The following is a 25849-nucleotide window of genomic DNA, read 5'->3' on the forward strand; positions in this document are numbered from 1 at the left end:
CTGCACTTTGGCGTCGGGACGCATCATGACGGAACTCCACGGGAAAATAGGGAGCCCAGCATCCGGGATACGGAGAGGTCAGTTGAAGATGGGGTCTATGGAGCGCATACGGTCAAGGCACTAATGTTCTTGGGTGATGCAATCCCATTCTTCTGCGCCTGGGTGATGATGTCGTTCGCGCGGGGCACCAAGCCAAACAGGGCAACATCGAAGTCAACCTCGAGATTCATGGCTCCTTCGCGGCTTCCCTGTCGTGCTTCGTCACAGTATTCCTCGATCGAAACACCAAACTGGGCGGCGGTTTCGCTTGGTACGCCAACCTTGCCCCTCACATACTGCTCCCAGCAGAAATCCCGCTTGGCGAACTCTGAGATGTTCCTGACATTGTCCGGCGGGGATCTCAGAATGTCTGCCACCAGACGGGCCTGCTCTAGCATCCATCCAAGCAGTGCTGAGGGAACACTCTGCTCTCGCCATATCCTATCCAGATCCAACTGCTGGGCCTTTGCTCGGAACCCGTCAGCGCAGGCTGCAATCGTGTACGTGACAATTTGAGCTTTATAGCCTCGGTCTGCTTGGTACCACGACGAGTTCTGCACGGCTTCATCAAGGTCAATGAAGAGCAATGCTTTAGCCATGGCCCGACGGAACCAGGTTTCACTGAGCGAGGATCCATCTCCGAGCTTCGCGAGCACCGATGTCGTGTAGCGGTTGAAGCATTTCTGGGCGCCCTCACTGACATGTTGGGGGCGCCCATCGAAGGAAAGCTCGTACTTCGCAAGGTCGGTCTTTGTCACGAGACGTGTCTTGGGATACATCAACTCAAGCTTCTTGCGCTCAGACGGCGTCTTGTACGAGAAGAGATTCTTGTACTGGCCTCTAGCACGTTCATAGAACCATTTGCTGCTGTGAAGCTCGCCCGCTTTCTGGGGAACGGACACCTCTTTGGAGAAGCGTTCAATTCGGATCTGTACCGGACTGTTAGAGGCAAGATCAGCCAGCGAAACCTTGTTTTGTGTGTTGGCGTATTCGGAGATTCGGGGAACCACATCGGCTAACCGATCCTCCTCCACTACGGACAGCTTGACCTGAACGTAAACATGATCAAGGTTCCTGCCCAAACCATCGCGAGCATAGAGCAGAGACGCAGTGGTTTGCCCTCCGTTTACAACTTGGAAATCCTTGATGTGGGAAATAGCCAATGCACCGCTGGGGAGCCTTCGCGTCTGTACGGAGGACGCCGTAGCCGTTACGCCATTGTTGTACGCAAAGAACATCCCGGGCTCTTCCGCGATGGTGCGCAGAATGCCTTTGTTGACACCGGTCTTTGCCTGCAGGTACGTCCTGACGTTCTGCTCGAGTAGGCGATTACCAAATGCGGCGAAGACCTTGGCCAGTACCGAGCAGTCCCCAGCCAAATCTTCCAAGATCGTCGGGCTCCCGCTCATCCTGTGGATTGGCACTGGCGGGGCGCATGGCGATCTTTAGCGTCTCCAAGTCCATGCCAGTCCCGTCGTCACGGATCCTTACGACAACATCACTCTCCTCGGGCTCGAACGAGATATCCACCCGAGAGGCCTTGGCCTTGATGCTATTGTCGATTAAGTCCGCGAGAGCTGCCGCTAGGTCGTAGTTACCAAAACTTCGTGCGGTCGCCATCAGGTCCCTTGCCTGGGGCGGATTCGTTATCCTCAATTCCCTCTCCTCAGCCCATACCACCGGGCAATATGGCAACAAGCCACTACAACATTATCCTTAGCCATAGTACGGGTACGAGACTATCCAGATTCATGGCAAATGGCCACTTCCTAGCCGCGCCCTTTTCTGCACCGGGTTGCATCGGAGATAGAGCCAATGCCCGCTACTGGATGCTTTGAGCCTGCCGCATCAGACTGGATGCCGGCCATAGTCGACTACCACAGCTTATGATCTCAGCTCGTAGCTGACCTTGCCTGTAGGTCGGCCACACCGACTACGATCATGAAGCTGGAGAAATTAAATGTGTAGACAGTAGGACTGAAAATCCTACGCACCAGTGAGACAGATTACGCTGGCAATACCGCCCTCCCCCACGCCACCAGCCTGGAATCAGGGGAGGGAGGCGGCTCGGGCTAATGATTGATCAACGACCCCTGATCGCCCGCAGCAGCGAGGCTGCTCAGGACATAGCTTTATTCCCCCTCATCATCTGGTGCAGAGGCCTCCATGCGCCGCCCGTAGAACCCTACCCAATCCACGTCACCAAACTCCTTCTGCAGCAACCCCTTCAGATAGTCATGCCACCCCTGGAGAGCCTCAGCCTTTTCTTCAAAGTATGAGTACCGGTCATAGATCGCATCCACCGACAGGTCCTTATGGTTGAGGATGCGACTGCGCACGTCCTTGCCCAAGCCATGCTTGGACATGTGCGTGGTTGCCGTGCGGCGCAAGTCATGCACGGTTGGACGCGGATAGCCATCGGCAACGCGCAGCAGACTCTCCTCTTCGACCCGACCTGAATCCTTCACGTAGTCATCGTAGAAGCGGCGCATGGCGCGGTTGAGCGAGGGCTGCGTCTGCGGTTTAGCAGGCCAACGCCCTGGAAACACATACTGCCCAGGCTTAGGTTGAGTTTTACTATTAGCCCAGTGTTCAAGGTCATTCGAAATCACTTTCTGAATCTGCCGCTCACGCAGGTAATTCAGAATGCTCAGCACATCGTCCGAAAGCGGAATGGCAATCGGGTTGTTGTTCTTCTCGAACTTGCCACTGCGATCCCAGATCTGCTCGTCCAAGTCGATATCGACCCATCGCATAGCCACGATACGCCCCGAGCGCTGCGCCAGCATCAGACTCAGCAACAGGGAAAACCGCGTATTGGTCGTCAGCGAGGCACCGGCCAACTGGTGCAGAAACCACACCAATTCGTGACGATTGAGGCTGCGCTCCCGTGGCGTTTCCTTGGCCACCCTATTGATCTGCACCAAGGGTGTCGCAGCAAGGATCTCGCGCTCGACGCAGAAGTTGAACATCTTTCGGATCACGGCCAGCAGACGGTTGGCCTGCACCGGCGCGGTCTTGGCCTTATGATCAAGCAGCGCCACGACCTGCTTGCGCGTGACATCACCGATCTTGGTGCGCCCGAGGTGCGGAACAAACTCAGTGCGCAGCATGCGCTCATCTTCACGCCACGATTTCTTGTTCTTCTCGGCCCACTCTAGGTAGCTGACAACCGCCTCTTCGAACGTCGGACTGGTGCGGTACTCGACCAACTCGACGATTTTCTTCTGCCCGGGATCGATACCCTGCTTCAGCAGCTCACCGGCCTGCGCGGCCTTGGCACGCGCCTCAGCAAGCGATAGCTCAGGGTATTTGCCCAGTGTCAGGCGCCGGGGATGGCCATGAAAGCTGTAGAGCAAGATGAAACTTATGCATGTTTTGTTGACCCGCACCCCGAACGTACCCTGCCCCGGCATGGGCGGATCGAGGTAATCCTGACGTCCTTTCTGGGGGTCGTACTTGAGCCGCTGGAGGATGTGTTCCTTCATCGCGCCGCGCTGTTTCATCTGCCCGCTCCTGACTAATACCGGGGTAGGTTTGGGGTAGGACTATAGCGCCTGGGGTAGGTTTGGGGTAGGGATTTGACCAAAGATTAAACAGCGGTTAGATTTTTCTACGCAGCCCAGTAAAATCGATACATACCTTTATATTCATGCACTTAGATAGCTTTAAGGCTTGTCAATTTTGCTGATACGGCCTGTGGAAAACCTAGCTTTGACACTGACTTGTAATCAGTAGGTCCCGGGTTCGACTCCTGGTGCCGGCACCATCTAATATCAAGGCCTGCTTTCATGCAGGCCTTTTTTGTTTTTGCTCCTGCCCACATCCGTCGCTTGTTCATTGCACTTACCGCTCTCGGCTCGTGGGTATGGCGAAAGGTTACATAGCGAGGTTATGAGCAGATGCGCATTCTTGTTACCGGCGGCGCCGGCTTCATCGGTTCGGCTCTGATTCGTCATCTGATTCAGAACACCGAACACGAGGTACTTAACCTCGACAAACTGACCTACGCCGGCAACCTGGAGTCGCTCACCCCCGTTGATGACAACCCGCGCTACCGCTTCGTCCAGGGCGACATTGGCGACTGCAAATGCGTTGCGGCGACACTGGCCGAGTTCCAACCGGACGCCATCATGCACCTGGCCGCCGAGTCCCACGTCGACCGTTCCATCGATGGCCCGGCCGCGTTCATCCAGACCAATATCGTCGGCACCTATGGCCTGCTAGAAAGCACCCGCGCCTACTGGCTTGGCCTGAGCGCTGAGCGCAAGGCGGCCTTTCGCTTCCATCACATATCCACCGACGAGGTGTACGGCGACCTGCATGGCGTCGACGATCTCTTTACCGAAACCACCCCTTACGCGCCCAGCTCGCCTTATTCGGCGAGCAAGGCGGCGTCCGACCATCTGGTGCGCGCCTGGCAGCGCACCTATGGTCTGCCGGTGCTGCTCACCAACTGCTCGAACAACTACGGCCCCTATCATTTCCCTGAAAAGCTGATCCCGTTGATGATCCTCAACGCCTTGGCGGGCAAACCGCTGCCGGTGTACGGCAATGGTCAGCAAGTGCGCGACTGGCTGTACGTGGAAGATCACGCTCGCGCCCTACTCAAGGTGGTCAGCGAGGGCAAGGTCGGAGAGACCTACAACATCGGCGGCCATAATGAGCAGAAGAACCTCGATGTTGTGCGCGCCATCTGCGCTTTGCTGGAAGAGTTGGCCCCACAGAAGCCGGCCGGTATCGCGCGCTATGAAGACCTGATCACCTACGTGCAGGATCGTCCCGGTCACGACCAGCGCTACGCCATCGACGCCAGCAAGATCGAGCGCGAGCTGGGTTGGGTACCGCAGGAAACCTTCGAAACCGGTCTGCGCAAGACGGTGCAGTGGTACCTGGACAACCTCGACTGGTGCCGCCGCGTGCAGGATGGCAGTTATCAAGGTCAGCGACTCGGCGCACTCTAAGGAGCAGGAATAATGAAAGGCATCATTCTCGCCGGCGGTTCCGGCACTCGCTTGCACCCCATCACCCTCGGCGTCTCCAAGCAGTTGCTGCCAATCTATGACAAGCCGATGATCTATTACCCGTTGTCGGTGCTGATGCTGGCCGGCATTCGCGAGATTCTGATCATCTCCACCCCCGAAGACCTGCCCAACTTCCGCAAGATGCTTGGCGACGGCAGCCAGTTCGGCATCGAACTGCAGTATGCCGAGCAACCCTCGCCTGATGGCCTGGCGCAGGCCTTCCTGATCGGCGAGTCGTTCATTGGTAACGACTCGGTGTGCCTGATCCTCGGCGACAACATCTTCCATGGTCAGCACTTCACCGAGAAGCTGCTGCGCGCAGCCAGCCACGACAGCGGCGCCACGGTATTCGGCTACTGGGTCAGCGATCCCGAACGTTTCGGCGTGGTCGAATTCGATGCGGCTGGCAATGCGCTGTCGATCGAGGAAAAGCCGGCGCAACCCAAGTCCAGCTTTGCCGTGACCGGCCTCTATTTCTACGACAACGACGTGGTGCAGATTGCCAAGGCGGTCAAACCCTCGCCGCGTGGCGAGCTGGAAATCACCGATGTGAACAATGCCTATCTGGCCCGTGGCGATCTGCGCGTGGAGCGTTTCGGCCGTGGCTTCGCCTGGCTCGACACCGGCACCCACGACAGCCTGCTGGATGCCTCGCATTACGTGCAGACCGTGGAAAAGCGCCAGGGTCTGAAGGTCGCCTGCCTCGAAGAGATCGCCTATCAACAGGGCTGGATCGACCGCGAACAATTGCTCGTGTGCGCCAAGGCGCTGGGCAAGACCGGCTATGGCCAGTACCTGTACAAGCTGGTGGAGGAATCGCTGTGAACGTCATCGCCACTGCACTGCCAGAAGTGCTGATTCTCGAACCCCAGGTGTTCGGTGACGAGCGCGGTTTCTTCTATGAGAGCTTCAACGCGCGACGCTTTGCCGAGGCCACCGGGCTGACCCGCGAGTTCGTTCAAGACAACCATTCGCGCTCCGCACGCGGCGTACTACGCGGCCTGCATTACCAACTGCAGCAGGCCCAGGGCAAGCTGGTGCGTGTCACTGCTGGCGAGGTCTATGATGTCGCGGTCGACGTGCGCCGCAGTTCAGCAAATTTCGGCAAGTGGGTCGGCGTGCATCTGTCCGCCGAGAACAAGCGTCAGCTGTGGGTGCCGGAAGGCTTCGCGCACGGTTTTCTGGTGCTCAGCGAATACGCCGAATTTCTCTACAAGACCACCGACTACTACGCACCGGCCCATGAGCGCTGCATCCGCTGGGATGATGCGAGCCTGGCCATCGACTGGCCCATAGACGGCCTGAGCCCGCAACTCTCGGCCAAGGATCAGCAAGGCCTGAGCCTGACCGACGCCGAGACCTTCGCATGAAGATTCTGATCAGCGGCCACACCGGCCAGGTCGCCCGTGAGCTGCAATTGGCCCTGCGCGAGCATGAACTGATCAGTCTCGGCCGGCAGGCATTCGACCTGTCGCGCCCGGAAACCCTGGGCGACATCATCCTGCGCGAGCGACCGGCGCTGGTGATCAATGCCGCCGCGTACACCGCCGTCGACCAGGCCGAACAGGAGCGCGAGCTGGCCTTCGCTATCAATGCCGATGCGCCGCGCGCTATCGCCGACGCCTGCTTCGAACTGGACATTCCGCTGATTCACTACTCCACCGACTACGTCTTCGATGGCAGCAAGACCACGCCTTACCGTGAAGCCGATACGCCACATCCGTTGGGCGTCTATGGCTCCAGCAAGGCGGCCGGTGAACAGGCGCTGCGCATCAGCGGCTGCGATCACCTGATCCTGCGCACCAGCTGGGTCTACTCGCAGCACGGTCGCAACTTTCTGCTGACCATGCAGCGCCTGCTGCAGGAGCGTGAGGAGCTCAGCGTCGTCGACGACCAGATCGGCGCACCGACCTGGGCTGGCAGTATCGCCAGCGCTACCGCCGAGCTGATCGACAAGTGGCAGCACGGGCGCCATCACTGGGGCACCTACCATCTGACCTGCCAGGGCGAAACTAGCTGGTTCGGCTTCGCCAGTGCCATCGCCGAACGCCTGCGTGCAGCCGGCAAGCCTTGCGCCAGGCTGCGTCCCATCCCCAGCAGCGAGTACCCGACACCTGCGCAGCGCCCACTCAACTCACGCCTGGATGGCAACCGCCTGGAGCAGGATTGGCAGGTTCGCCTACCGGACTGGCACACCGCCCTGGACGCCTGCCTGCAACGCATGAACTGAGCCCCTGCGTTTCATCCGCGCGGCCAGTGCCCATCACCGGCCGCGCGCTTAACGTGCATAATGCGCCGATCATTTCTGCACGGTTTGCCATGAGCACGAACACTGCCACTCCCCGTCGCCTGCGCTGGCGCAGCCTCGTGCTGTTGGCGCTGCTGCTTGCGCCACTGCTGTGGCCGGTCCACTTCCTGGCCGAGCGCTACTACCGCGAAGTGCTGATCGAACAAAATCGGCAAACCCTCGATCTGTATGTGGCCAACCTGCTCGGCACGCTTCGCCGCTACGAAGTGCTGCCGCAGATTCTTGGCGATCTGCCAGGCCTGCGCGCCGCCCTGCATGCCCCTGAAGACCCAGCCGCCCTGGACAACGCCAACCGCTTGCTGGCCCGCGTGAAGAGCCAGACCGGCGCCGACGTGATCTACCTGATGAACCCGCGCGGCGTCACCCTGGCCGCCTCCAACTGGGACAAACCCGACAGCTTCGTCGCCGGCAACTTCGCCTTCCGTCCGTATTTCCGCGAAGCATTGGCCGGGCGCCTGGGGCGCTTCTTCGGCCTGGGTACAACGTCTGGAAAGCGCGGTTACTACTTCGCCTACCCGGTGCGCGAGGACGAGCACAACATCGGCGCACTGGTGGTCAAGGTCGACCTCGACCACACCGAAACCCTGTGGGGCAATACGCCGGAACAGTTGCTGGTGACCGACACCAACGGCGTGGTCATTCTTACCTCGCGCCCGGATTGGCGCTTCCACTCCAGCCGTCCGCTGGACCGCGTCGAGCAGTCGGCCATCGCCGCCAACCAGCCCTACCCGACTCAGGCGCCGCCGGCGCTGGACATCGATCCCAACGCCTGGCTGACGCAAAGCCGTGCCCTGGAAGAAACCGGCTGGACGGTGAGCATTCTCGCCCCACGCATCCTGCTCGATCGCCCCGTGCGCAGTGCAGTGGCCGTCGGGGCGGCAGCACTTCTAGCGCTGCTATTGCTGCTTGGCCTGCTGATCCTGCGGCGCCGTCACTACCTGGAGCGCATTGCCCTCGACGCCCGCGCCAAGGCCGAACTGGAGCAGCGCGTCGCAGAACGAACGCATGATCTGGAACTGCTCAACAGCCGCCTCAAGCAGGAAGTGCTCGAGCGTGAACAGGCTCAGCAGGAGCTGGTGCGCGCTCAGGACGAGCTGGTCCAGGCCGGTAAACTGTCGGCGCTCGGCACCATGAGCGCCAGCATCAGTCACGAACTCAACCAGCCGCTCGGGGCGATCCGCAGCTACGCGGAGAACGCCAGCACCCTGCTTGACCATCAGCGCAGCGACGATGCTCGCGCCAACCTCAAGCTGATCAGCGAGCTGACCGAGCGCATGGCCTCGATCATCACCCATTTGCGCTCCTTTGCCCGCCGCGACCGCCACGCGCCGGAGCGGGTTGCCCTGCAGCCAGCACTGGATGATGCCCTGGCGCTATTGGCCAAACGCCGCCGGGCGATGGATGTAGAGTTGATTCGCGACCTGCCGGACGCCACGCTCTGGGTTCAGGCTGGCGAAACGCGCCTGCGGCAGGTACTCGGCAACCTGCTCGGCAATGCGCTCGACGCCCTGCTCGACAAGGCGCCGCCACGGCGTATCTGGATCAGCGTCGAGCATCAGGCCGAGCACCTCGATCTGCTGCTGCGCGACAACGGCCCCGGCTTCTCAAGCGAATCCCTGGCCCGCGCGCGCGAACCCTTCTTCACCACCAAGACCAGCGCCCAGGGCCTGGGGCTCGGCCTGGCCATCTGCGATAGTCTGGTGCGGGCGCTGGACGGCGAACTGCTGCTGGCCAATCATCCGGCCGGCGGCGCGCTGATTACCCTGCGCCTGCGCCTGGCCAGCCCCGGCGTCAATCTGCAACCTTCTGAGGACCCTTCGCCATGACCAGCGACAGCGCCATCGACAGCCGCATTCAGGTACTGCTGATCGACGACGACGCCCATCTGCGCCAGGCACTCAGCCAGACGCTCGACCTGGCTGGGCTCAAGGTCCTCAGCCTGGGCAACGCGCAGGGTCTGGCCGCGCGCATTCCCGCTGGCTGGCCAGGCGTAGTGGTCAGCGATATCCGCATGCCCGGCATCGATGGCCTGCAACTGCTAGAGCAATTACGCGAGCGTGATGCCGAGCTGCCGGTGCTGCTGATCACCGGCCATGGTGACGTGCCGCTGGCCGTGCAAGCAATGCGTGCCGGCGCCTACGACTTCCTGGAAAAACCTTTCGCCAACGATGACCTGCTCGACAGCGTACGCCGTGCGCTGGAGCTGCGCCGCCTGGTGCTGGACAACCGCAGCTTGCGCATGGCGCTCAATGACCGCCAGCAACTGTCCAGCCGCCTGGTTGGACAATCGCCGGCCATGCAGCGCCTACGCGAGCAGATCGGTGCACTTGCCAGCATCGCCACCGACGTACTGATTCTCGGCGAGACCGGAGCCGGCAAAGAGGTGGTTGCACGCGCCCTGCACGACCTGTCCAACCGCCGCGAAGGGCCCTTCGTCGCCATCAACGCCGGCGCACTGGCCGAGTCGGTGGTCGAAAGCGAGCTGTTCGGCCATGAGGCCGGCGCCTTCACCGGCGCGCAGAAACGGCGCATCGGCAAGTTCGAGTTCGCCAACGGCGGCACCCTGTTCCTCGACGAGATCGAGAGCATGAGCATGGATGTGCAGGTCAAGCTGCTGCGCCTGCTGCAGGAGCGCGTAGTCGAGCGCCTCGGTGGTAATCAGCTGATCCCGCTGGATATCCGCGTGATCGCCGCGACCAAGGAAGATCTGCGTCAGGCCGCCGATGCCGGGCGTTTCCGCGCCGACCTCTACTACCGCCTCAACGTCGCACCGCTGTCCATCCCACCACTGCGCGAGCGCGGCGAGGACGCCCTGCTGCTGTTCCAGCACTTCGCCGATGGGGCGGCCGCCCGCCACGCCTTGGCACCGCGAGAGTTACAGCCAGGACAGCGCGCCTTGCTGCTGCGTCATCCGTGGCCAGGCAACGTGCGTGAGTTGCAAAACGCCGCCGAACGCTTCGCCCTGGGCCTGGAGCTGGCGCTCGACAGCAACGCGCCAAATCTGCCGCCGGTCAACGGCGGGCTCAGCGAACAAGTCGAAGCCTTCGAACGCGCCCTGATCGCTGCCGAGCTGAGCCGCCCGCACGGCTCGCTGCGCAGCCTGGCCGAAGCGCTGGGCGTACCGCGCAAGACGCTGCACGACAAACTGCGCAAACATGGGCTGAATTTCTCCGGGGCTGGCGGAAGCTCGCCAGAGGACTTCGACTGACTGGCGGCAAACCGCCATTTTCAGCCATCCATACCTGATGCTGGCGGGCCCATGCGCCGACCAGAGGGTCGGTAAAGGAACATAAAAGCCCGCAGCCATGGGCCTTTGCACGGCACGCAAGGTCGGCATATCGCAGACTGGCACAAGGGTTGCTCTAGGCTAACGTCAAGCGAACCCACAAGTACAAGTCCAGGCCTCGCTAATGCCACCGGCGTTTTTCTCCAAGCCGCCTAGACTTGCTCTTGTCCGTTCGTCAGCTGCGCCCCGGCGCAAATGCGATAAACACAACAAGAGGAAGCATCCGCATGTTCAAACTGACTGCCAAGGCGCTGGCTTGCGCCCTGTCCCTGTCCATCGCTGGCGTGGTTCACGCTGCCGACCCGATCGTCATCAAGTTCTCCCACGTGGTTGCCGAGCACACCCCGAAAGGTCAGGGCGCCGTGCTGTTCAAGCAACTGGCTGAAGAGCGTCTGGGCGACAAGGTCAAGGTCGAGGTCTACCCGAACTCCTCGCTGTTCGGCGACGGCAAGGAAATGGAAGCGCTGCTGCTCGGCGACGTGCAGATCATCGCTCCGTCCCTGGCCAAGTTCGAGCATTACACCAAGCAGCTGCAGGTGTTCGACCTGCCGTTCCTGTTCGACGACATGGCTGCAGTCGATCGCTTCCAGAAAGGTCCGGAAGGCCAGAAGCTGCTGACCTCCATGACCGACAAGGGCATCACCGGCCTGGCCTACTGGCACAACGGCCTGAAGCAACTGTCGGCCAACAAGGCGCTGCTGGAGCCGAAAGACGCCCGTGGCCTGAAATTCCGCGTACAGGCTTCCGCCGTACTGGAAGAGCAGTTCAAGGCTGTGCGCGCCAACCCGCGCAAGATGAGCTTCGCCGAGGTTTACCAGGGCCTGCAGACTGGCGTGGTCAACGGTGCCGAGAACCCGTACTCGAACATCTACAGCCAGAAGATGCACGAAGTGCAGAAGTACATCACCGAGTCCAACCATGGCCTGCTGGACTACATGCTGATCACCAACACCAAGTTCTGGGACGGTCTGCCGGCTGACGTACGCGACGAGCTGGACAAGATCATCGCCGAGGTCACCGTCGAGGTGAACAAGCAGGCTGACGCCCTCAACGAAGGCGACAAGCAGCGTATCGCCGAAGCAGGCACCACCGAGATCCTGACCCTGACCCCTGAGCAGCGTGGCCAATGGCGCGATGCCATGCAGCCGGTATGGAAGAAGTTCGAAGGTGAGATCGGCGCTGACCTGATCAAGGCCGCGCAAGCTGCCAACCAGCAATAAGGCCGGAGAGCCGTAGGGTGGGCAGAGCGTCGATGCTCTGACCCACCACGACGCCCGCGACGGGCGTCGATCAACGCTGTAACCGGTGGGCCGGCTACCGTCCCACCCTACGCCCTTTCCATTCGGGAGAACCGACCATGAACGCCTTGCGGCGCGGCTGGGAGCACTTCGAGGAAGGCTTTATCGCTTTCCTCCTGGCGACCATGACGCTGATCACTTTCGTCTACGTGATCCTCAACAACTTCTACACCCTGTTCTATTGGCTGGGTGACACCTTCGGCGGTAACGAGACTTTGCTCGCTATCGGCGACGCCATTCTCGACATGGCTCAGGCGATGACCTGGAGCAATGCCCTGACCAAAGCGCTGTTCGGCTGGCTGATCTTCTTCGGCCTGGCCTATGGCGTGCGCACCGCCGGCCACATCGGCGTCGACGCCCTGGTCAAACTCGCCCCACGCGGCGTACAACGCGTGATCGGTGTGATCGCCTGCTCGGCCTGCCTGGGCTACGCCGGCCTGATCGCCGTCGGCAGCTTCGACTGGGTCAGCACCCTGTTCAAGGCTGGCATCGGTGCCGAGGACCTCGGCCACTACGGCATCCAGCAATGGCACATCGGCATGATCGTGCCCTTCGGCTACGCCATGGTGTTCATCCGCTTCCTGGAAATCCTCGTCCGTATCCTGCGCAACGAGCAGACCGGCCTCGGCCTGGCTGACGAAGCCGCCGATGCGTTGAAAATCAATGAGCACGAGGAGCCCAAGCAATGACCGTTCTGTTCCTCTTCCTGCTGCTGTTCTTGCTGATGTTCATCGGCGTGCCGATCGCCGCGTCGCTCGGCCTGGCCGGTTCGATCACCATCATGCTGTTCAGCCCGGACTCGGTGCGCTCGCTGGCGATCAAGCTGTTCGAGACCTCCGAGCACTACACCCTGCTGGCGATTCCGTTCTTCCTGCTCTCCGGTGCATTCATGACCACTGGTGGCGTCGCGCGTCGCCTGATCGACTTCGCCAACGCCTGCGTCGGCCACATCCGTGGCGGCCTGGCCATCGGCGCGGTACTGGCGTGCATGCTGTTCGCCGCGCTGTCCGGCTCCTCGCCGGCCACCGTCGCCGCGGTCGGCTCCATCGCCATCGCCGGCATGGTGCGTTCCGGTTACCCGCAGGCTTTCGGCGCCGGCATCGTGTGTAACGCCGGTACCCTGGGCATCCTGATTCCGCCGTCGATCGTGATGGTGGTGTACGCCGCCGCCACCGAGCAGTCGGTGGGCAAGCTGTTCATGGCCGGTGTGATCCCCGGCATCATGCTCGGCCTGGTGTTGATGATTGCGATCTACATCGTCGCGCGCATCAAGAAGCTGCCAGCCTTGCCGCGCGCCAGCTTCCGCGAGTGGCTGCGTGCTGCACGTGAGGCGTTCTGGGGCCTGCTGCTGATGGTGATCATCCTCGGCGGTATCTACACCGGCATGTTCACCCCGACCGAGGCTGCGGCCGTGGCGGCGGTATACGCCGGCTTCGTCGCCCTGTTCGTGTACAAGGACCTGACCATCCGCGAGTGCCCGAAGGTGCTGCTGGAGTCTGGCAAGCTGACCATCATGCTGATGTTCATCATCGCCAACGCCATGCTCTTCGCCCACGTGCTGACCACCGAGCAGATTCCGCAGCAGATCACCGCCTGGGTGGTGGAGCTGGGCCTGCAGCCGTGGCAGTTCCTGCTGGTGGTGAACATCGTGCTGCTGGTGGCCGGTGCCTTCATGGAGCCATCGGCGATCATCCTGATCCTCGCACCGATCCTGTTCCCGATCGCCATGCAGCTGGGCATCGACCCGATTCACCTGGGCATCATCATGGTGGTGAACATGGAGATCGGCCTGATCACGCCGCCGGTGGGGCTGAATCTGTTCGTCACCTCGGCGGTGACGGGAATGCCACTAACAGCAGTGATCCGCGCGGCGATGCCATGGCTGATGCTGCTGCTCAGCTTCCTGATGATCATCACCTACATCCCGGCCGTGTCCATGGCCCTGCCAAATATGCTTGGCATGTAACGGTTCGACCGAACGCTACTACTTCGGTACCTTGTGTACCTACTACGCCCGGCCTTAGTGCCGGGCTTTTTTTGTTCGAAACAATCTGACGAAAAGTGCTGTAGCCATTTCGCCAACCACGCGCACGGGCAAGACTGCACAGAATTGCCGCGCCTGGCGTAAAGTCACCGCCAAGATCGTCAAGGAAACCGATACATGCTCAGACGCAGCCTGAAATCCGTCGTAACCACCTGGCTGACGGGTCTACTCGCGCTACTGCCGCTGGCACTGACCCTGGCATTGCTTGCCTGGATATTCAGCCTGCTCAATCGCCTGGTCGGACCTTCGACCCTGATCGGCCAAGTGTTCGCAGCCCTCGGCCAACCCTTCTCCAGCAATAGTTATCTGGCTTACATGCTGGGCAGTCTGGTGCTGCTGGCCAGCCTCTACCCACTGGGCCTGGCGGTACAACTGGGCTTGCGCCGCCCGCTGTCCTGGCTGATCGATCGCACCCTGCGGCGCACGCCGCTGATCGGTAACTTCTACAACCTGGCTGATCGATTCGTTGGCCTGCTGGACAAGAGCAAGAACCCCGATATCACCACCATGGCGCCGGTCTGGTGCTTCTTCGGCGGCGACGGCGCAGCGGTGCTCGCCCTGCGCCCGAGTTCGGAAAGCGTCGAACTGGAGGGCCGCCCCTACTGCGCCATCCTCATCCCCACCGCACCGATTCCGGTCGGTGGCGGCCTGCTCTATGTACCCGAAGAGTGGATTCGCCCCGCCGACATGGGTGTGGATCAACTGACCAGCATCTATGTGTCCATGGGGCTCACGCCACCCAGCAGGCGCAACGTCGAGCAGTCGCCGCCAGTGGTGATCAAACCCTGAATATGTCCTGCGTCACTCCCGCGCAGGCGGGAGCCCAGGAAATTCGAAGGCTCGAGATCTACAGGCCAGCGCAAGCGCTGTTCAGCGATAGGGCTGCTGTCCCGCCTGCGCGGGCATGACAGCTTTTTCAGTGTTTCCTAGGCAAGCGGCAGGCTGGTGGTGGACTTGATCTCCGATAACGCCACGATCGAGTTCACCTCCTGGATCCCTGGCACCAGCGACAGCTTCTCGAAGAAGAAGCGCTCATAGGCCTCGATATCGCGGGTGACGATGCGCAGCATGAAGTCCACCGCCCCCATCAGCACGTGACACTCCAGCACCTCGGGAAATTCGCGCATGGCTTCGGCGAACTCGGTCAGGTTGGAGCGCCCGTGGGCGTTGAGTTTGACCTGGGCGAACACCTGCGTATGCAGGCCGATGCGCTTGCGATCGAGCAGGGTCACCTGCTTGCGAATCACCCCTTCCTCCTTGAGCCGCTGGATACGTCGCCAGCAGGGCGACTGCGACAGACCGATGCGCTCGGCGATCTCCGCCGTGGAGAGGCCTGCATCCTCCTGTAGCAAAGCAAGAATGCGTTGATCGTAGGCATCCAGCGCAATGGACATAAAAATTCCTCACCAGCCACTTTTTCAGGTGAGTCTATCCACATAAACGCCATCAACACAGCAAACCAGGCAGAACTTTTGCCGAAATAAGGCGGAAACTTAGGCAAAACCTGCCTGAGCTGCCACCATGCCTGATACCACGCCGTTTCCGTCCGCCCATAATCGCCGCGATCCCTGGCAGGATCGCCCCGATGCCTGTGTCGAATACCAACTGCGCACCGACGCCGAGGCCGACGTCATGTGCCGGCTGCTCGGCCTGTTCGCACAATTGCAGTTGCTCCCCGAAACCCTGCACATGCAGCGCCTGCAAGATGACCTGCATATCAGTCTGCGCCTGCCCGGTATCTCGCTGCATCGAGCCGGCGTGCTGGCGCAGAAACTGCGCGGCCTGGTGTGCGTATGGGAGGTTACCTGGCAGCACCTGGATCACAACCTGGTGACGGAGGTGGCCTGAAGCGGGTGATCGATCACGCCGGGCACTTCGCCCTGGTGCCACTTTTCGGGCATCCTAGCTCGGCTAGAAGATCGTTGAAGAACGACCTGCTACCCTTGTTCAGGCCGACCCCGAGGAGCCCGCATGTCCGCCTTCACCGCCACTGCCCCCGACCGTGTACTGGATCTTGGCGACCTGCTGCGCGAGCTGGTGGCCCAAGGCCGGGTGGACCAGGATGTGGCTGAACAGTGCCTGGCAATCCGCCGCAGCTCACTGAACAACGCCCAGCATCCATTGGAGTTTCTGGCCGCGCAGCAGGTGGACGATCAGCAAAGGCCGGGCAAGAAACTCGACCTGGAAACCCTCACCACCTGGCTGGCCAACTTCGCCGGGCAACCTTACTTGCGCATCGACCCGCTGAAGATCGACGTGCCGGCCATCACCCCGCTGATGTCCTACGCCTTTGCTCAGCGTCACAAGATTCTCGCCGTGGCAGTGGACAGCGAGAGCGTGACCATCGCCAGCAGCCAGCCGCTTGTGCACAGCTGGGAAGCCAACCTGGTCCACGTACTCAAGCGCCCGATCAAGCGCGTGGTGGCCAACCCCAGCGATATCCAGCGTTTCACCACCGAGTTCTATCGCCTGGCCCGCTCGGTCAGCGGCGCCAATGCCACCGATCAAAAGGTCAGCGGTGTCGGCAACTTCGAACAATTGCTCAGCCTCGGCGCCCAGGACCAGGAGCCGGATGCCAACGACGCGCACATCGTCAACATCGTCGACTGGCTGTTCCAGTACGCCTTCCAGCAGCGCGCCAGCGATATCCACATCGAACCGCGCAGGGAACAGGGCACGGTGCGCTTTCGCATCGACGGCGTATTGCACACCGTCTACCAGTTCCCCGCGCAGGTCACCATGGCGGTAGTCAGCCGCCTGAAGAACCTCGGCCGCATGAACATCGCCGAGAAGCGCAAACCGCAGGATGGCCGGGTCAAGACCAAGACCCCGGACGGCAACGAAGTGGAGTTGCGCCTATCCACCCTGCCAACCGCCTTCGGCGAGAAGATGGTGATGCGTATCTTCGACCCGGAAGTGCTGCTGAAAAGCCCGGATCAACTCGGGTTTTCCCCCGAGGATCTGCGCCGCTGGGCCAGCATGACCAGCCAGCCCAACGGCATCATCCTGGTCACCGGCCCCACCGGCTCGGGCAAGACCACCACGCTCTACACCACCCTCAAGCAGCTGGCGACCGAGGAGGTGAACGTCTGCACCATCGAAGACCCGATCGAGATGATCGAAGGTGCCTTCAACCAGATGCAGGTGCAGCACAACATCGATCTGAACTTCGCCAGCGGTGTGCGCGCGCTGATGCGCCAGGACCCCGACATCATCATGGTCGGCGAGATCCGCGACCTGGAAACCGCGGAGATGGCCATCCAGGCGGCGCTGACCGGCCACCTGGTGCTGTCCACCCTGCACACCAACGATGCACCCAGCGCTATCACCCGCCTGCTCGAACTGGGCGTGCCGCACTACCTGCTCAAGGCCACCATCCTCGGCGTCATGGCCCAGCGCCTGGTGCGTACCCTGTGCCCGCACTGCAAGGCGCCCTTGCAACTGGACGAAGACACCTGGAACGGTCTGACCCGGCCCTGGAGCTCGCCGCCGCCGAGTCAGGCACACCACGCCGTCGGCTGCCTGGAATGCCGCGAAACCGGCTACCGCGGCCGCGCCGGCGTCTACGAGATCATGCTGATCAACGATGCCATCAAGCCACTGATCAACGCTGACACCGACCTTACCGCCCTGCGCCGCGCCGCGTTCAAGGACGGCATGCGCAGCCTGCGTCTGTCCGGCGCGCAGAAGGTCGCTGCAGGGCTGACCACCATCGAGGAAGTGCTACGCGTCACTCCACAGAGCGAGCAACGCTGACGCTCGCACAATCGCGATAGCGCTCATCGCTTATCTGAGGATGCCAGGCGAACAGGCACTGGCCGTCCTTGAGCTGATCCACCAGCACACCGATCACCTCCTGCTGCACCGCCGGACAGCCCAGGCTGCGCCCCATACGCCCATATTTCTGCGCCCATGTCGGCGCCACGTAATAAGCACCATGGATCACCAGCGCACGGGCACGCGCCTGATCATTCAGGCCGGGCTCCAGACCATCGAGGCGCAGCGAATGCCCATGCCGCCCCTTGTAGCTTTCAGCGCCGCGAAACAGGCCTAGGCTGGTCTGATTACTGCCAGGCTGATTGGAGAAATGCTCGGCAAACAATTCACCAGACTGGCGACCATGGGCCGCGAACTCACGCTGCAGCAGACGCCCGCGCGCCAGATCGAAAACCCATAGGCGCCGCTCCAGCGAAGAGCGCGAGTAATCGATCACCGCCAACCGTCTGCCTTCACTCGCACCTTCGCGCTCGGCGCACCGCAGCGCCCATAGTGCTTCTTGCAACGCACGCTGTTCCAACTGCGGCGCTGCACGGTGCAGGGCATTCAGTAGTTCACTGGCCACAGCGCCCTTTCCAGCCAGCAACAGAACGCTAAGCAAAAACACCATCAGCGAACGCGTAAACATGCCCTGGCTCCCACGGATGACCTGGCATCTGCCCACCTTGCGAAGGGGTCGGCGGCAGAGCCCAGGCGACTGTGCTTAGATTGATTGATCTGGCAATGGAGTCTATGCGATGCACACCGAAGGGCGATCAGCGAACAGTCTGAGTATGGGTAGCCACGCCTTCCCATGATCACCTACCTGCAACATCTGTCGTTCTGGGACTGGCTGGCCCTGGCCACCCTGCTGCTGATTCTCGAGGTGTTCGGCGCCGGAGGCTACTTGCTATGGATCGGCCTGGTGACCGTCGCTGTCGGCGCATTGACTTATCTGTTCCCGGACCTGTCTTGGGTTTGGCAATTTCTGCTATTCGGCGCACTGGCAATACTCTCGGCATTGATCTGGTGGCGCCACCAACAGCGGGCTCGCAAGCTCAGCAACTGATCGGCCTGGCAACCGGCCATCGCCTGTAAGGAACCACCAGCGGCTTGCGCGACTCCTAGGAGAGGAGCCACCCCTAAGGAGTTTCATCATGCGTGTAACGAGCCGGGCCGCACTGGCGTTCAGTGCCTTTCTGATCGCCCAGACCGCAGCAGCCGATGGCATGCTGCGCGACATTCTTTCATCGGGCGCAACCACCGCCTCGACCTACCTGACCTTCAAGGATCGCAAGCTGGTCGCCGCGGCCGAAGAGGACGCGAGCAGCTTCGTCGCCAGTAACGGCGAAATCCGCGGCCCGCATCTGGAAGCCGCGATGCAGCAACTGCGCAGCGCCAACCCGCAGTTGCAGGAAGCCGACGACATGGCGCTGGCCAGCGCCATTCTCGCGACTTCGGCAGCACCAGCTGACACCCCACGCTGAGCTATCCCGGTCGCGCATAAAAAATGCCCGCATCCATAGGGTGCGGGCATTTTTGATTGGCTTTCGGGACTCAGGCCTTGGCAAGCCTCCCGAAAACTCTCGCCTTACATCAGCGGCAGGGTGTAGCTGACGATCAGGCGGTTCTGGTCGGCGTCGGTAGTGGCATCGCCGCGCAGCATGCCGTTACGCCAGCCCAGACCCAGACCTTTCAGGGCGCCGTCTTGGAACACGTAGTCCAGAGCGATGTCACGCTCCCACTCTTTGTTCTGCGAACCGTCGGCGCGCTGGATGTTGGTGCCCTTCAGGTAGGCTACCGAAGCTTTCAGACCCGGCACGCCGAGGCTGGCAAAGTCATAGCTGTACTGGCCAAAAGTGGTGCGCTCACCGGCACGGGTGAAGCTGTTGACCAAGCGGTCGGTCAGCAGATAAACGCTGGCTCCTGCGGAACCTTCAATGCCACCCTGGTTCAGCTGGACGAAGTTGCTATTCTCGGAAACACGCTGATAGCCCAGCATAAACGCATGGCTCTGCAGGGTGTAGGTGAAGGCTGCGCTCCAAGTGTTGTTGTCGACCTCACCAGTGCCATCACCAAAGGTAGTGTTAGCTGTATAGCCTGCAGCACGCCCGGCCGCGCTACCGTTCTTGCCGTCGGATGTAGTGCGGAAATAGCGCAGATCGGTTTTCAGACTACCTTCACCCAGTGCCAAATTGTGGCCCAAACCGGCGAAGTGCTGCTTGTAGAAATCGTCCAGATTCGCGTAGTAGTACTGGGCAGTCAGATCTTTGGCGACTTTCCAGTCCCCGCCGCCGAAGTAGAATTTGTTGGAGTCAGCCTGGCCAACAGCACGGCCATCGATCGACAAACTGGTGCTATTGCTCGAGGCACGGCCTACGGCGTGCTCAATCTGACCCGCGGTCAGGGTCAGGTTGTCGATCTCGTTGGAGGTGATCATGCCGCCTTCAAACATCTGCGGCAGCAAGCGACCGTCGTTGGAGGTCAAGATCGGCAGCTTAGGCATCAGGGTACCGATGCGAGCCTCGGTCTTGGAGAAACGAACTTTGGCGGTAGCACCGGCCTTGCTGAAATCATCAACAGCGCTGTTGTCGGTCTCACGAGGAAAAAGCTGGCCCGGGGTGCGATCCCGACCGGCCTTATCGCTGCGACCACCGCCATCAAGACGCACACCCAGCATACCTACAGCATCGACGCCAAAACCGACGGTACCTTCAGTGAAACCAGACTGATAGTTGAGAATAAACCCTTGGCCCCACTCACGAGCGGCACCATCGTTATTGGTGGTGTTCTTAACGTCGTTATCGAAATAGAAGTTACGCATGGTCAGGCTGGCTTTGCTGTCACCGATAAAATCGGCGAAGGCGACTTGGCTCAGGCCCAGGGTGCTGGCGGCTACGGCCAGTGCCAGGGAGGTCTTTCTCATTATGTTTCTCTCCAGTGTGTTTAAGGTGACGCATCGTCCGGCTCAGACTTCGGCACGAAGAGGCAGGCCGGAACGAATAGGGCACACACACCCATGAGCCATGGCACGGCAAAGCCGGGCTCGAATGGGCGCATGAAAAATTCAGGAAGAACGAAACAACGGCGAACGCAGCGGGACGGCCGGAATGAGGCGGGCAGAGTGGCGCATGGTGAGTGCTCTCGTCGTTGTTATTGTGCGCCGACATCCTAGCCGGCATCTTTCGGGGCCTATGCAGATAGCGCGCCAGCTTGGCGAAGTCGGCGCACAAGGCTTCTAGAACAGCAGGTTACATTTTTTCGACAAGTCGGTGGCTAACCGATGACAGCACATTATCGGCAATTTTCCGCCCATGATAACCAGGTCTCAGGCGGAAAGTCGCCAACCATCACCCTAGTACGATCTGATTCTTGCCTTGGCGTTTGGCCACGTACATCGCTGCATCGGCACGTGCATAGAGCGCATCGAGGCTGACATCAGTGGCTAGCAGGCTGGTCAGCCCCTGACTGACTGTAATGCCGAAGTGCCGACCTTCATGCTGAAAGCCGAGGCGTTGCACCTCGCGCTGTAGCCGTTCAGCCACCTGCAATGCCACATCCTGCTCACAGCCGGGGAACAGCGCCGCGAACTCCTCACCACCGATACGTCCGAACAGATCGCCGCGCCTCAAGGCGTTGCTGCCGCACTGCGCCAGGCGCCGCAACACCTCATCGCCAATCTGGTGGCCGTACTGGTCATTGATCGTCTTGAAGTCATCGAGATCGAGCAGCAGGAAAGCCAACGGGCTGCCGAACTTGCGCGCGTGCTCGAACTCACGGCGAGCGCATTCGAAGAAGTGCCGCCGGTTGCTGCTCTGGGTCAGCACATCTGTGGTTGCCAGGCGATGCAACTCGCCCTCCAGGCGCTTCTTCTCGGTGATATCTTCAGCAATACCGACGATCACATGCCCCTGCTCGGTACCCAGCCGGGGGCTGACGAAACACTTGTCGCTGAGCCAGCGCAATTGGCCATCGGCGCGAATGATGCGGTACTCACGCGACTCCACCGCGCCAGTTTCCAATACCTTGGCCAGGCTTTCAGCGGCGTAGTCGATATCGTCGGGATAGATGCTGTTACGCCACTCGCCATAGTCGGCCAACAGTAACGCGGCGGAACGACCGAAGATTCGCTCATAAGCAGGGCTGACATAAATCATCCGCTGCTCGCTCCAATCGAAGGCCCAGAGCACGGCATTGACGCTGCCAAGCAAGCTACTGAACAGTTGCTCGCGCGCACCCAGACGCTCTACTTCGGCACGGCTGTGCAGTAGAGCCAAGGTCAGTTCTTCCAACTCGGAAACAGCCCTGCCTTGATCGTCCATTACAGCGGCCATCCGTCCTTCGCCTCGCATTGAAATGAGCATAGTGCGAGCTGTTGGACAAACACAAAGGCCCGCCAGTTCGGCGGGCCTTTGCTGGTAACGAGCGGAGGTCAGGCAGTCGCGCTGGATGGTCGCAACGAGTAGGTCTTGAGGTGCTCGGCAAACTCACGCAGCGACTGGATACCGCTGGCCTCGGCCTCGTGTACCCACTGTTTCATGGCTTCGAGCATGTCGTGGCCGTTGCTGCTGGTCTTCACCCAGATTTGCTGCAGCGCCAGGCGCCTCTCGTAGATCACCTTGAGTGCCTGGCTTTGCGCCAGCATATCGGCGATGTGCGCATGATGCTGCTCTTCCAGCAGGCTCGGTTCACGCGACAAGAGGCGTTTTGCCCGACGGAAAAGGTGACGAACGGACTCATCGGCCTTGGCCACTTCCTGCTTGACCAACGGCACAATCACCAACTTGCGGTATTGCGCCATGATCTGGAAACGGTTGTTGAGGATGGCCATGGCAGTGTCCATGTCCAGACTGGCCTTGCCCTCGACCCGATGCGCAATCGGCGCCACGCGCTGCACCTTCGCCAGGCCGAGGAAGCTGAACAGCTTGATCCAGGCCCAACCCATGTCGAACTCCCACTTCTTCACCGACAGCTTGGCGCTGTTAGGGTAAGTGTGATGGTTGTTGTGCAGTTCCTCACCGCCGATCAGGATGCCCCAGGGCACCAGATTGGTGGCAGCGTCGCGGCATTCGAAGTTGCGATAGCCGACAGCATGACCAAGACCGTTGATGACACCCGCGGCCCATACCGGAATCCACATCATCTGCACGGCCCACACCGTGATGCCGAGTACGCCGAACAGGGCCAGGTCGATGATCGCCATCAGGATCACGCCGCCAATCGGGTAACGGCTGTAGACATTGCGCTCGATCCAGTCATCCGGGCAGTTCTTGCCGTAAATGCGCAAAGTTTCCTGGTTCTTCGCCTCTTCCTGATAGAGTTCGGCACCTTTACGCAGTATGGTGCCCAGACCTTTGACGACCGGACTATGCGGATCATCGGCGGTTTCACACTTGGCGTGATGCTTACGGTGAATCGCGGTCCACTCACGGGTGTTCTGACCAGTGGTCAGCCACAGCCAGAAACGGAAGAAATGCTTGAGCGCCGGGTGCAGTTCCAATGCCCGGTGCGCAGAGTAGCGGTGCAGATAGACAGTGACGCTGACGATGGTCACGTGTGTCATCAGCAGGGTCGCAGTCACCAGCTGCCAGACCGACAGGTCGAGTAAACCGTTGTACCACATGGGCGGTGTTGCCTCTTGATAGGGAAACGCGGTTTGTCCTACAAGGACGAACCTGTTCACATTATCCCTGACCCATGCCAGAAAACCAGTTGGTCTTTTAGATGAGAATGTTTCAGCCCAACCCTCTTCTATACTGACCCACATTAACAGGGAGCGTAGTAGCCTACCCATGCGTATCGACACCGCCGCCCTGCGTTTTACTCTGGGCTATCTGTTGCTGGCCTGCCTCTGGATACTGCTGAGCGACCGACTGCTGACAGCCCTCGGCCTGTCCGTGGCGCAACTGGAGCGCTTGCAATCTTTCAAGGGCCTGCTGTTCGTCGCGCTCACCAGTTCACTGCTTTATCTGGTGCTACACCGTCACGCTCAACAATATCGACGCGCACGCCTGGCGCTGGCCAGCAACGAGGAGCGCCTGCGCCTGGCGCTAGATGCCACGCGCGACGGCCTGTGGGATTGGGACGTGAGCAACCGCCGAGCGTTCTTCTCCGAGGGCTATGCCAGGCTGCTGGGCCTCACCCCGCAAACCCTGGGCAACACCCGCGAAGATTGGGCCGCACGCCTGCATCCGGATGACGCGGAGCGCGCGCTGCATGCGCTCAACGCCGAGTTGAGCGAGCAGGCCTATGAAAACATATACCGTCTGCGCCACGCCGACGGCAGCTATCGCTGGATTCATTCACGCGGCCGCCTGCTGCGTGACGAAAACGGCCAACCACAGCGCTTCATCGGCATCGCCAGCGACATCACCCAGCAACGCGCCATCGACGACAGCCTGCGCCAGGCCGCAGCGGTGTTCGATGCGACTCAGGAAGGGGTACTGGTCACCAATGCCGAGCAGCGCATCGTTCACGTCAACCCGGCCTTCAGCCGCATCACCGGTTACAGCAGCGAGGAAATCCTCGGTCAGCACCCCGGCCTGCTCAAGTCCGGCCGCCATGACGCCGCCTTCTATCAGAGCCTGTGGCAGGCACTGCAGAACCGTGGAGCCTGGAGTGGCGAGGTGTGGAACCGGCGCAAAAGTGGGGAGATTTACCCGCAGTGGCAGTGCATCCGAGTCATTCGCGATGAACAAGGGCGAGTCAGCCACTATGTGGCGGTGTTCTCCGACATCACCGCAATCAAGCGCTCGCAACGCGAGCTGGACTACCTGGCCCACCACGACCCGCTGAGCAACCTGCCCAACCGCCTGTTGTTCACCGAGCGCGTCGCTCATGCGCTGGAGCGCAGCAAGATCGAGGTGCTGCGCGGCGCAGTACTACTGATCGATCTGGACCACTTCAAGCACATCAATGAAAGCCTCGGCCACAACGTCGGTGATCTGTTGCTCAAGGCGGTCGGCGAGCGCTTGCAGCAAGGTTTACCCACTGGCACCACCCTAGCCCGGCTAGGCGGCGACGAGTTCGGCCTACTCAGCGAAAACTGCGCTGACGCCGCCCAGGCAGCCGAACTGGCACAAAGCCTGCTGCGCAGCCTGGAAACATCCTTTCGTCTCGACGGCCACGAGCTCTACATCGGCGCCAGCATCGGCATCAGTCTGTTCCCCGAAGATGCCGACAGCGTCGAGCAAATCCTGCGTAACGCCGACTCGGCGCTGTTCAAGGCCAAGAACAGCGGTCGCGAAGGCTATGCCTTCTACGTGCAGGAGCTCACCGACTACGCCCGGCAGCGCGTGGAGCTGGCCAGCAGCCTGCGTCATGCGTTGGACAACGACGAGCTGCGCGTGTACTACCAGCCGCTGCACGACCTGCGTGACGGTCGCCAGGTAGGCATGGAGGCGCTGGTGCGCTGGCAACACCCGCAACGCGGGCTGATTCCCCCTGGCGAATTCATTCCGATTGCCGAGGACAACGGCATGATCGGCGCTATCGATACCTGGGTTCTGGAACAGGCCTGCCGCCAGATGATGCGCTGGAACGCCGAAGGGCATGCGCTGAGCTTCGTTGCAGTGAACGTCTCCAGCCGGCTGTTCAGTCGCGGTGAACTCGATATGAAAGTGGCGCAGGTACTGGCAGAAACAGGCCTGCCGCCTGAGCAGCTGGAGCTGGAGGTCACCGAGAGCGCGATCATGGAAGACCCGGATGCAGCGCAGAAACAGCTCATCAGTCTGCGTGCCCTGGGCGTACGCCTGGCCATCGACGACTTCGGAACGGGGTATAGCTCTCTGGCGCGCCTCAAGCGCCTGCCCGTGGACAAGCTCAAGCTCGATCAGAGCTTCGTGCGCGGCCTGCCCAACGACGCTGAAGACGCCGCCATCGCTCGCGCCGTGATCGCGCTGGGCAAAAGCCTGGGCCTCAAGGTCCTCGCCGAAGGTATCGAACAACCAGCCCAGGCCGATTTTCTGCGTGAGCTAGGCTGCAACTATGGTCAGGGCTATCACTTCGGTCGCCCACAGCCGGTGCCCGTCAACACCGCTGACGCCAACACCCCAGGCGAAACGCAGGGCAGTCACCCCAGCACCAGGAACTGAG

At 61.0% G+C, this 25849-nt stretch carries 22 protein-coding genes, 1 tRNA gene and 1 pseudogene; 16 read left to right on the forward strand and 8 right to left on the reverse strand.

Translation table 11 applies throughout. The features are described from left to right. Positions 1 to 95: 95 nt before the first annotated feature. From ACNFCJ_RS12135 to ACNFCJ_RS12145, 3 genes are all read right to left on the reverse strand, one after another. Positions 96 to 1427 carry an AIPR family protein gene (locus tag ACNFCJ_RS12135; RefSeq protein WP_416771573.1) on the reverse strand — a complete coding sequence of 444 codons (1332 nt, stop codon included), beginning with the start codon at positions 1425 to 1427 and terminating at the stop codon, positions 96 to 98. Continuing rightward, positions 1369 to 1659, reverse strand: coding sequence for an ATP-binding protein (locus ACNFCJ_RS12140; protein WP_125835804.1), 291 nt, complete (start codon positions 1657 to 1659; stop codon positions 1369 to 1371). Before ACNFCJ_RS12140 ends, ACNFCJ_RS12135 begins: the two co-directional genes overlap by 59 nt. A gap of 512 nt (positions 1660 to 2171) precedes the next feature. After that, positions 2172 to 3545: a tyrosine-type recombinase/integrase gene (locus ACNFCJ_RS12145; RefSeq protein WP_038823682.1), complete on the reverse strand. Its 1374-nt coding sequence runs from the start codon at positions 3543 to 3545 to the stop codon at positions 2172 to 2174. Positions 3546 to 3734: 189 nt separating this feature from the next. Between ACNFCJ_RS12145 and ACNFCJ_RS12150 the strand changes: the two genes are divergently transcribed. From ACNFCJ_RS12150 to ACNFCJ_RS12200, 11 genes are all read left to right on the forward strand, one after another. Continuing rightward, positions 3735 to 3808 (forward strand) — tRNA-Ser (locus tag ACNFCJ_RS12150). Between the two features lie 133 nt (positions 3809 to 3941). Continuing rightward, complete coding sequence (rfbB, locus tag ACNFCJ_RS12155) at positions 3942 to 5003, forward strand: dTDP-glucose 4,6-dehydratase (protein WP_416771576.1); 1062 nt, start codon at positions 3942 to 3944, stop codon at positions 5001 to 5003. Positions 5004 to 5015: 12 nt separating this feature from the next. After that, entirely contained in the window at positions 5016 to 5888 is an 873-nt protein-coding gene (rfbA, locus tag ACNFCJ_RS12160; RefSeq protein ID WP_416771578.1) for a glucose-1-phosphate thymidylyltransferase RfbA, read from the forward strand. After that, complete coding sequence (gene rfbC / locus ACNFCJ_RS12165; RefSeq protein ID WP_416771579.1) at positions 5885 to 6433, forward strand: dTDP-4-dehydrorhamnose 3,5-epimerase; 549 nt, start codon at positions 5885 to 5887, stop codon at positions 6431 to 6433. Before rfbA ends, rfbC begins: the two co-directional genes overlap by 4 nt. Continuing rightward, positions 6430 to 7293: a dTDP-4-dehydrorhamnose reductase gene (gene rfbD, locus ACNFCJ_RS12170; protein WP_416771581.1), complete on the forward strand. Its 864-nt coding sequence runs from the start codon at positions 6430 to 6432 to the stop codon at positions 7291 to 7293. The genes rfbC and rfbD overlap by 4 nt, the downstream gene beginning before the upstream one ends. Before the next feature lie 89 nt (positions 7294 to 7382). Continuing rightward, the gene (locus tag ACNFCJ_RS12175; RefSeq protein WP_416771583.1) at positions 7383 to 9197 is read left to right on the forward strand and encodes a sensor histidine kinase; all 1815 of its coding nucleotides are present in this window, start codon (positions 7383 to 7385) and stop codon (positions 9195 to 9197) included. Further along, the gene (locus ACNFCJ_RS12180; protein ID WP_416771584.1) at positions 9194 to 10579 is read left to right on the forward strand and encodes a sigma-54-dependent transcriptional regulator; all 1386 of its coding nucleotides are present in this window, start codon (positions 9194 to 9196) and stop codon (positions 10577 to 10579) included. The genes ACNFCJ_RS12175 and ACNFCJ_RS12180 overlap by 4 nt, the downstream gene beginning before the upstream one ends. 305 nt (positions 10580 to 10884) lie before the next feature. Further along, positions 10885 to 11877: a C4-dicarboxylate TRAP substrate-binding protein DctP gene (gene dctP / locus ACNFCJ_RS12185; RefSeq protein WP_416771586.1), complete on the forward strand. Its 993-nt coding sequence runs from the start codon at positions 10885 to 10887 to the stop codon at positions 11875 to 11877. A 137-nt stretch (positions 11878 to 12014) separates the two neighbouring features. Next, positions 12015 to 12644 carry a TRAP transporter small permease gene (locus ACNFCJ_RS12190; RefSeq protein WP_179543689.1) on the forward strand — a complete coding sequence of 210 codons (630 nt, stop codon included), beginning with the start codon at positions 12015 to 12017 and terminating at the stop codon, positions 12642 to 12644. Next, positions 12641 to 13921, forward strand: a complete 1281-nt coding sequence (dctM, locus tag ACNFCJ_RS12195) for a C4-dicarboxylate TRAP transporter large permease protein DctM (RefSeq protein WP_416771587.1) — start codon at positions 12641 to 12643, stop codon at positions 13919 to 13921. Before ACNFCJ_RS12190 ends, dctM begins: the two co-directional genes overlap by 4 nt. A gap of 195 nt (positions 13922 to 14116) precedes the next feature. Next, positions 14117 to 14788, forward strand: coding sequence for a DUF502 domain-containing protein (locus ACNFCJ_RS12200; protein WP_125881338.1), 672 nt, complete (start codon positions 14117 to 14119; stop codon positions 14786 to 14788). Positions 14789 to 14925: 137 nt separating this feature from the next. Here the strand turns inward: ACNFCJ_RS12200 and ACNFCJ_RS12205 are convergent, their stop codons facing one another. Beyond that, positions 14926 to 15393: an Lrp/AsnC family transcriptional regulator gene (locus tag ACNFCJ_RS12205; protein WP_003464367.1), complete on the reverse strand. Its 468-nt coding sequence runs from the start codon at positions 15391 to 15393 to the stop codon at positions 14926 to 14928. Positions 15394 to 15520: 127 nt separating this feature from the next. On the opposite strand from ACNFCJ_RS12205, the gene ACNFCJ_RS12210 reads away from it, so the two are divergent. Together ACNFCJ_RS12210 and ACNFCJ_RS12215 are read left to right on the forward strand one after the other, a co-directional pair. Further along, positions 15521 to 15847, forward strand: a complete 327-nt coding sequence (locus ACNFCJ_RS12210) for a hypothetical protein (protein ID WP_416771588.1) — start codon at positions 15521 to 15523, stop codon at positions 15845 to 15847. A gap of 123 nt (positions 15848 to 15970) precedes the next feature. Then, positions 15971 to 17755: a GspE/PulE family protein gene (locus tag ACNFCJ_RS12215; protein WP_416771590.1), complete on the forward strand. Its 1785-nt coding sequence runs from the start codon at positions 15971 to 15973 to the stop codon at positions 17753 to 17755. On the opposite strand, the gene ACNFCJ_RS12220 is transcribed toward ACNFCJ_RS12215, so the two are convergent. Then, positions 17730 to 18404: a murein L,D-transpeptidase catalytic domain family protein gene (locus tag ACNFCJ_RS12220; RefSeq protein ID WP_416771591.1), complete on the reverse strand. Its 675-nt coding sequence runs from the start codon at positions 18402 to 18404 to the stop codon at positions 17730 to 17732. The genes ACNFCJ_RS12215 and ACNFCJ_RS12220 overlap by 26 nt on opposite strands. Before the next feature lie 165 nt (positions 18405 to 18569). Between ACNFCJ_RS12220 and ACNFCJ_RS12225 the strand changes: the two are divergent. Together ACNFCJ_RS12225 and ACNFCJ_RS12230 are read left to right on the forward strand one after the other, a co-directional pair. Beyond that, a pseudogene (locus tag ACNFCJ_RS12225) lies at positions 18570 to 18821 on the forward strand (NfeD family protein); the annotation flags it as partial. A 91-nt stretch (positions 18822 to 18912) separates the two neighbouring features. Next, the gene (locus ACNFCJ_RS12230; protein WP_106735195.1) at positions 18913 to 19242 is read left to right on the forward strand and encodes a DUF2388 domain-containing protein; all 330 of its coding nucleotides are present in this window, start codon (positions 18913 to 18915) and stop codon (positions 19240 to 19242) included. A 104-nt stretch (positions 19243 to 19346) separates the two neighbouring features. On the opposite strand, the gene ACNFCJ_RS12235 is transcribed toward ACNFCJ_RS12230, so the two are convergent. The 3 genes from ACNFCJ_RS12235 to desA all read right to left on the reverse strand — a co-directional run bounded on the left by ACNFCJ_RS12235 (position 19347) and on the right by desA (position 23378). Further along, positions 19347 to 20681, reverse strand: a complete 1335-nt coding sequence (locus ACNFCJ_RS12235) for an OprD family porin (RefSeq protein ID WP_416771593.1) — start codon at positions 20679 to 20681, stop codon at positions 19347 to 19349. A 424-nt stretch (positions 20682 to 21105) separates the two neighbouring features. Continuing rightward, positions 21106 to 22077: a GGDEF domain-containing protein gene (locus ACNFCJ_RS12240; protein WP_416771595.1), complete on the reverse strand. Its 972-nt coding sequence runs from the start codon at positions 22075 to 22077 to the stop codon at positions 21106 to 21108. 110 nt (positions 22078 to 22187) lie between these two features. Further along, entirely contained in the window at positions 22188 to 23378 is a 1191-nt protein-coding gene (gene desA / locus ACNFCJ_RS12245) for a delta-9 fatty acid desaturase DesA (protein ID WP_416771596.1), read from the reverse strand. A 169-nt stretch (positions 23379 to 23547) separates the two neighbouring features. Here desA and dibA point away from each other — a divergent pair, with 169 nt between their 5' ends. Next, a complete protein-coding gene (gene dibA, locus ACNFCJ_RS12250) occupies positions 23548 to 25848 on the forward strand; it encodes a phosphodiesterase DibA (RefSeq protein ID WP_416771597.1) in 2301 nt (766 codons plus the stop codon). Position 25849: the final 1 nt, after the last annotated feature.

Origin of the sequence: Pseudomonas sp. NY15364, assembly GCF_048068235.1 — a bacterium.
GTDB classification, from domain to species: Bacteria; Pseudomonadota; Gammaproteobacteria; order Pseudomonadales; family Pseudomonadaceae; genus Aquipseudomonas; species Aquipseudomonas mendocina_D.

What these genes read in the sequence shown, in the direction of transcription:
- ACNFCJ_RS12140 (WP_125835804.1), bottom strand. Translation starts at nt 1,659, where the DNA reads ATGGCGACCGCACGAAGTTTTGGTAACTACGACCTAGCGGCAGCTCTC.
- ACNFCJ_RS12145 (WP_038823682.1), bottom strand. Translation starts at nt 3,545, where the DNA reads ATGAAACAGCGCGGCGCGATGAAGGAACACATCCTCCAGCGGCTCAAG.
- rfbB (WP_416771576.1), top strand. Translation starts at nt 3,942, where the DNA reads ATGCGCATTCTTGTTACCGGCGGCGCCGGCTTCATCGGTTCGGCTCTG.
- rfbA (WP_416771578.1), top strand. Translation starts at nt 5,016, where the DNA reads ATGAAAGGCATCATTCTCGCCGGCGGTTCCGGCACTCGCTTGCACCCC.
- rfbD (WP_416771581.1), top strand. Translation starts at nt 6,430, where the DNA reads ATGAAGATTCTGATCAGCGGCCACACCGGCCAGGTCGCCCGTGAGCTG.
- ACNFCJ_RS12175 (WP_416771583.1), top strand. Translation starts at nt 7,383, where the DNA reads ATGAGCACGAACACTGCCACTCCCCGTCGCCTGCGCTGGCGCAGCCTC.
- ACNFCJ_RS12180 (WP_416771584.1), top strand. Translation starts at nt 9,194, where the DNA reads ATGACCAGCGACAGCGCCATCGACAGCCGCATTCAGGTACTGCTGATC.
- dctP (WP_416771586.1), top strand. Translation starts at nt 10,885, where the DNA reads ATGTTCAAACTGACTGCCAAGGCGCTGGCTTGCGCCCTGTCCCTGTCC.
- ACNFCJ_RS12190 (WP_179543689.1), top strand. Translation starts at nt 12,015, where the DNA reads ATGAACGCCTTGCGGCGCGGCTGGGAGCACTTCGAGGAAGGCTTTATC.
- dctM (WP_416771587.1), top strand. Translation starts at nt 12,641, where the DNA reads ATGACCGTTCTGTTCCTCTTCCTGCTGCTGTTCTTGCTGATGTTCATC.
- ACNFCJ_RS12200 (WP_125881338.1), top strand. Translation starts at nt 14,117, where the DNA reads ATGCTCAGACGCAGCCTGAAATCCGTCGTAACCACCTGGCTGACGGGT.
- ACNFCJ_RS12205 (WP_003464367.1), bottom strand. Translation starts at nt 15,393, where the DNA reads ATGTCCATTGCGCTGGATGCCTACGATCAACGCATTCTTGCTTTGCTA.
- ACNFCJ_RS12210 (WP_416771588.1), top strand. Translation starts at nt 15,521, where the DNA reads ATGCCTGATACCACGCCGTTTCCGTCCGCCCATAATCGCCGCGATCCC.
- ACNFCJ_RS12215 (WP_416771590.1), top strand. Translation starts at nt 15,971, where the DNA reads ATGTCCGCCTTCACCGCCACTGCCCCCGACCGTGTACTGGATCTTGGC.
- ACNFCJ_RS12220 (WP_416771591.1), bottom strand. Translation starts at nt 18,404, where the DNA reads ATGTTTACGCGTTCGCTGATGGTGTTTTTGCTTAGCGTTCTGTTGCTG.
- ACNFCJ_RS12230 (WP_106735195.1), top strand. Translation starts at nt 18,913, where the DNA reads ATGCGTGTAACGAGCCGGGCCGCACTGGCGTTCAGTGCCTTTCTGATC.
- ACNFCJ_RS12235 (WP_416771593.1), bottom strand. Translation starts at nt 20,681, where the DNA reads ATGAGAAAGACCTCCCTGGCACTGGCCGTAGCCGCCAGCACCCTGGGC.
- ACNFCJ_RS12240 (WP_416771595.1), bottom strand. Translation starts at nt 22,077, where the DNA reads ATGGACGATCAAGGCAGGGCTGTTTCCGAGTTGGAAGAACTGACCTTG.
- desA (WP_416771596.1), bottom strand. Translation starts at nt 23,378, where the DNA reads ATGTGGTACAACGGTTTACTCGACCTGTCGGTCTGGCAGCTGGTGACT.
- dibA (WP_416771597.1), top strand. Translation starts at nt 23,548, where the DNA reads ATGCGTATCGACACCGCCGCCCTGCGTTTTACTCTGGGCTATCTGTTG.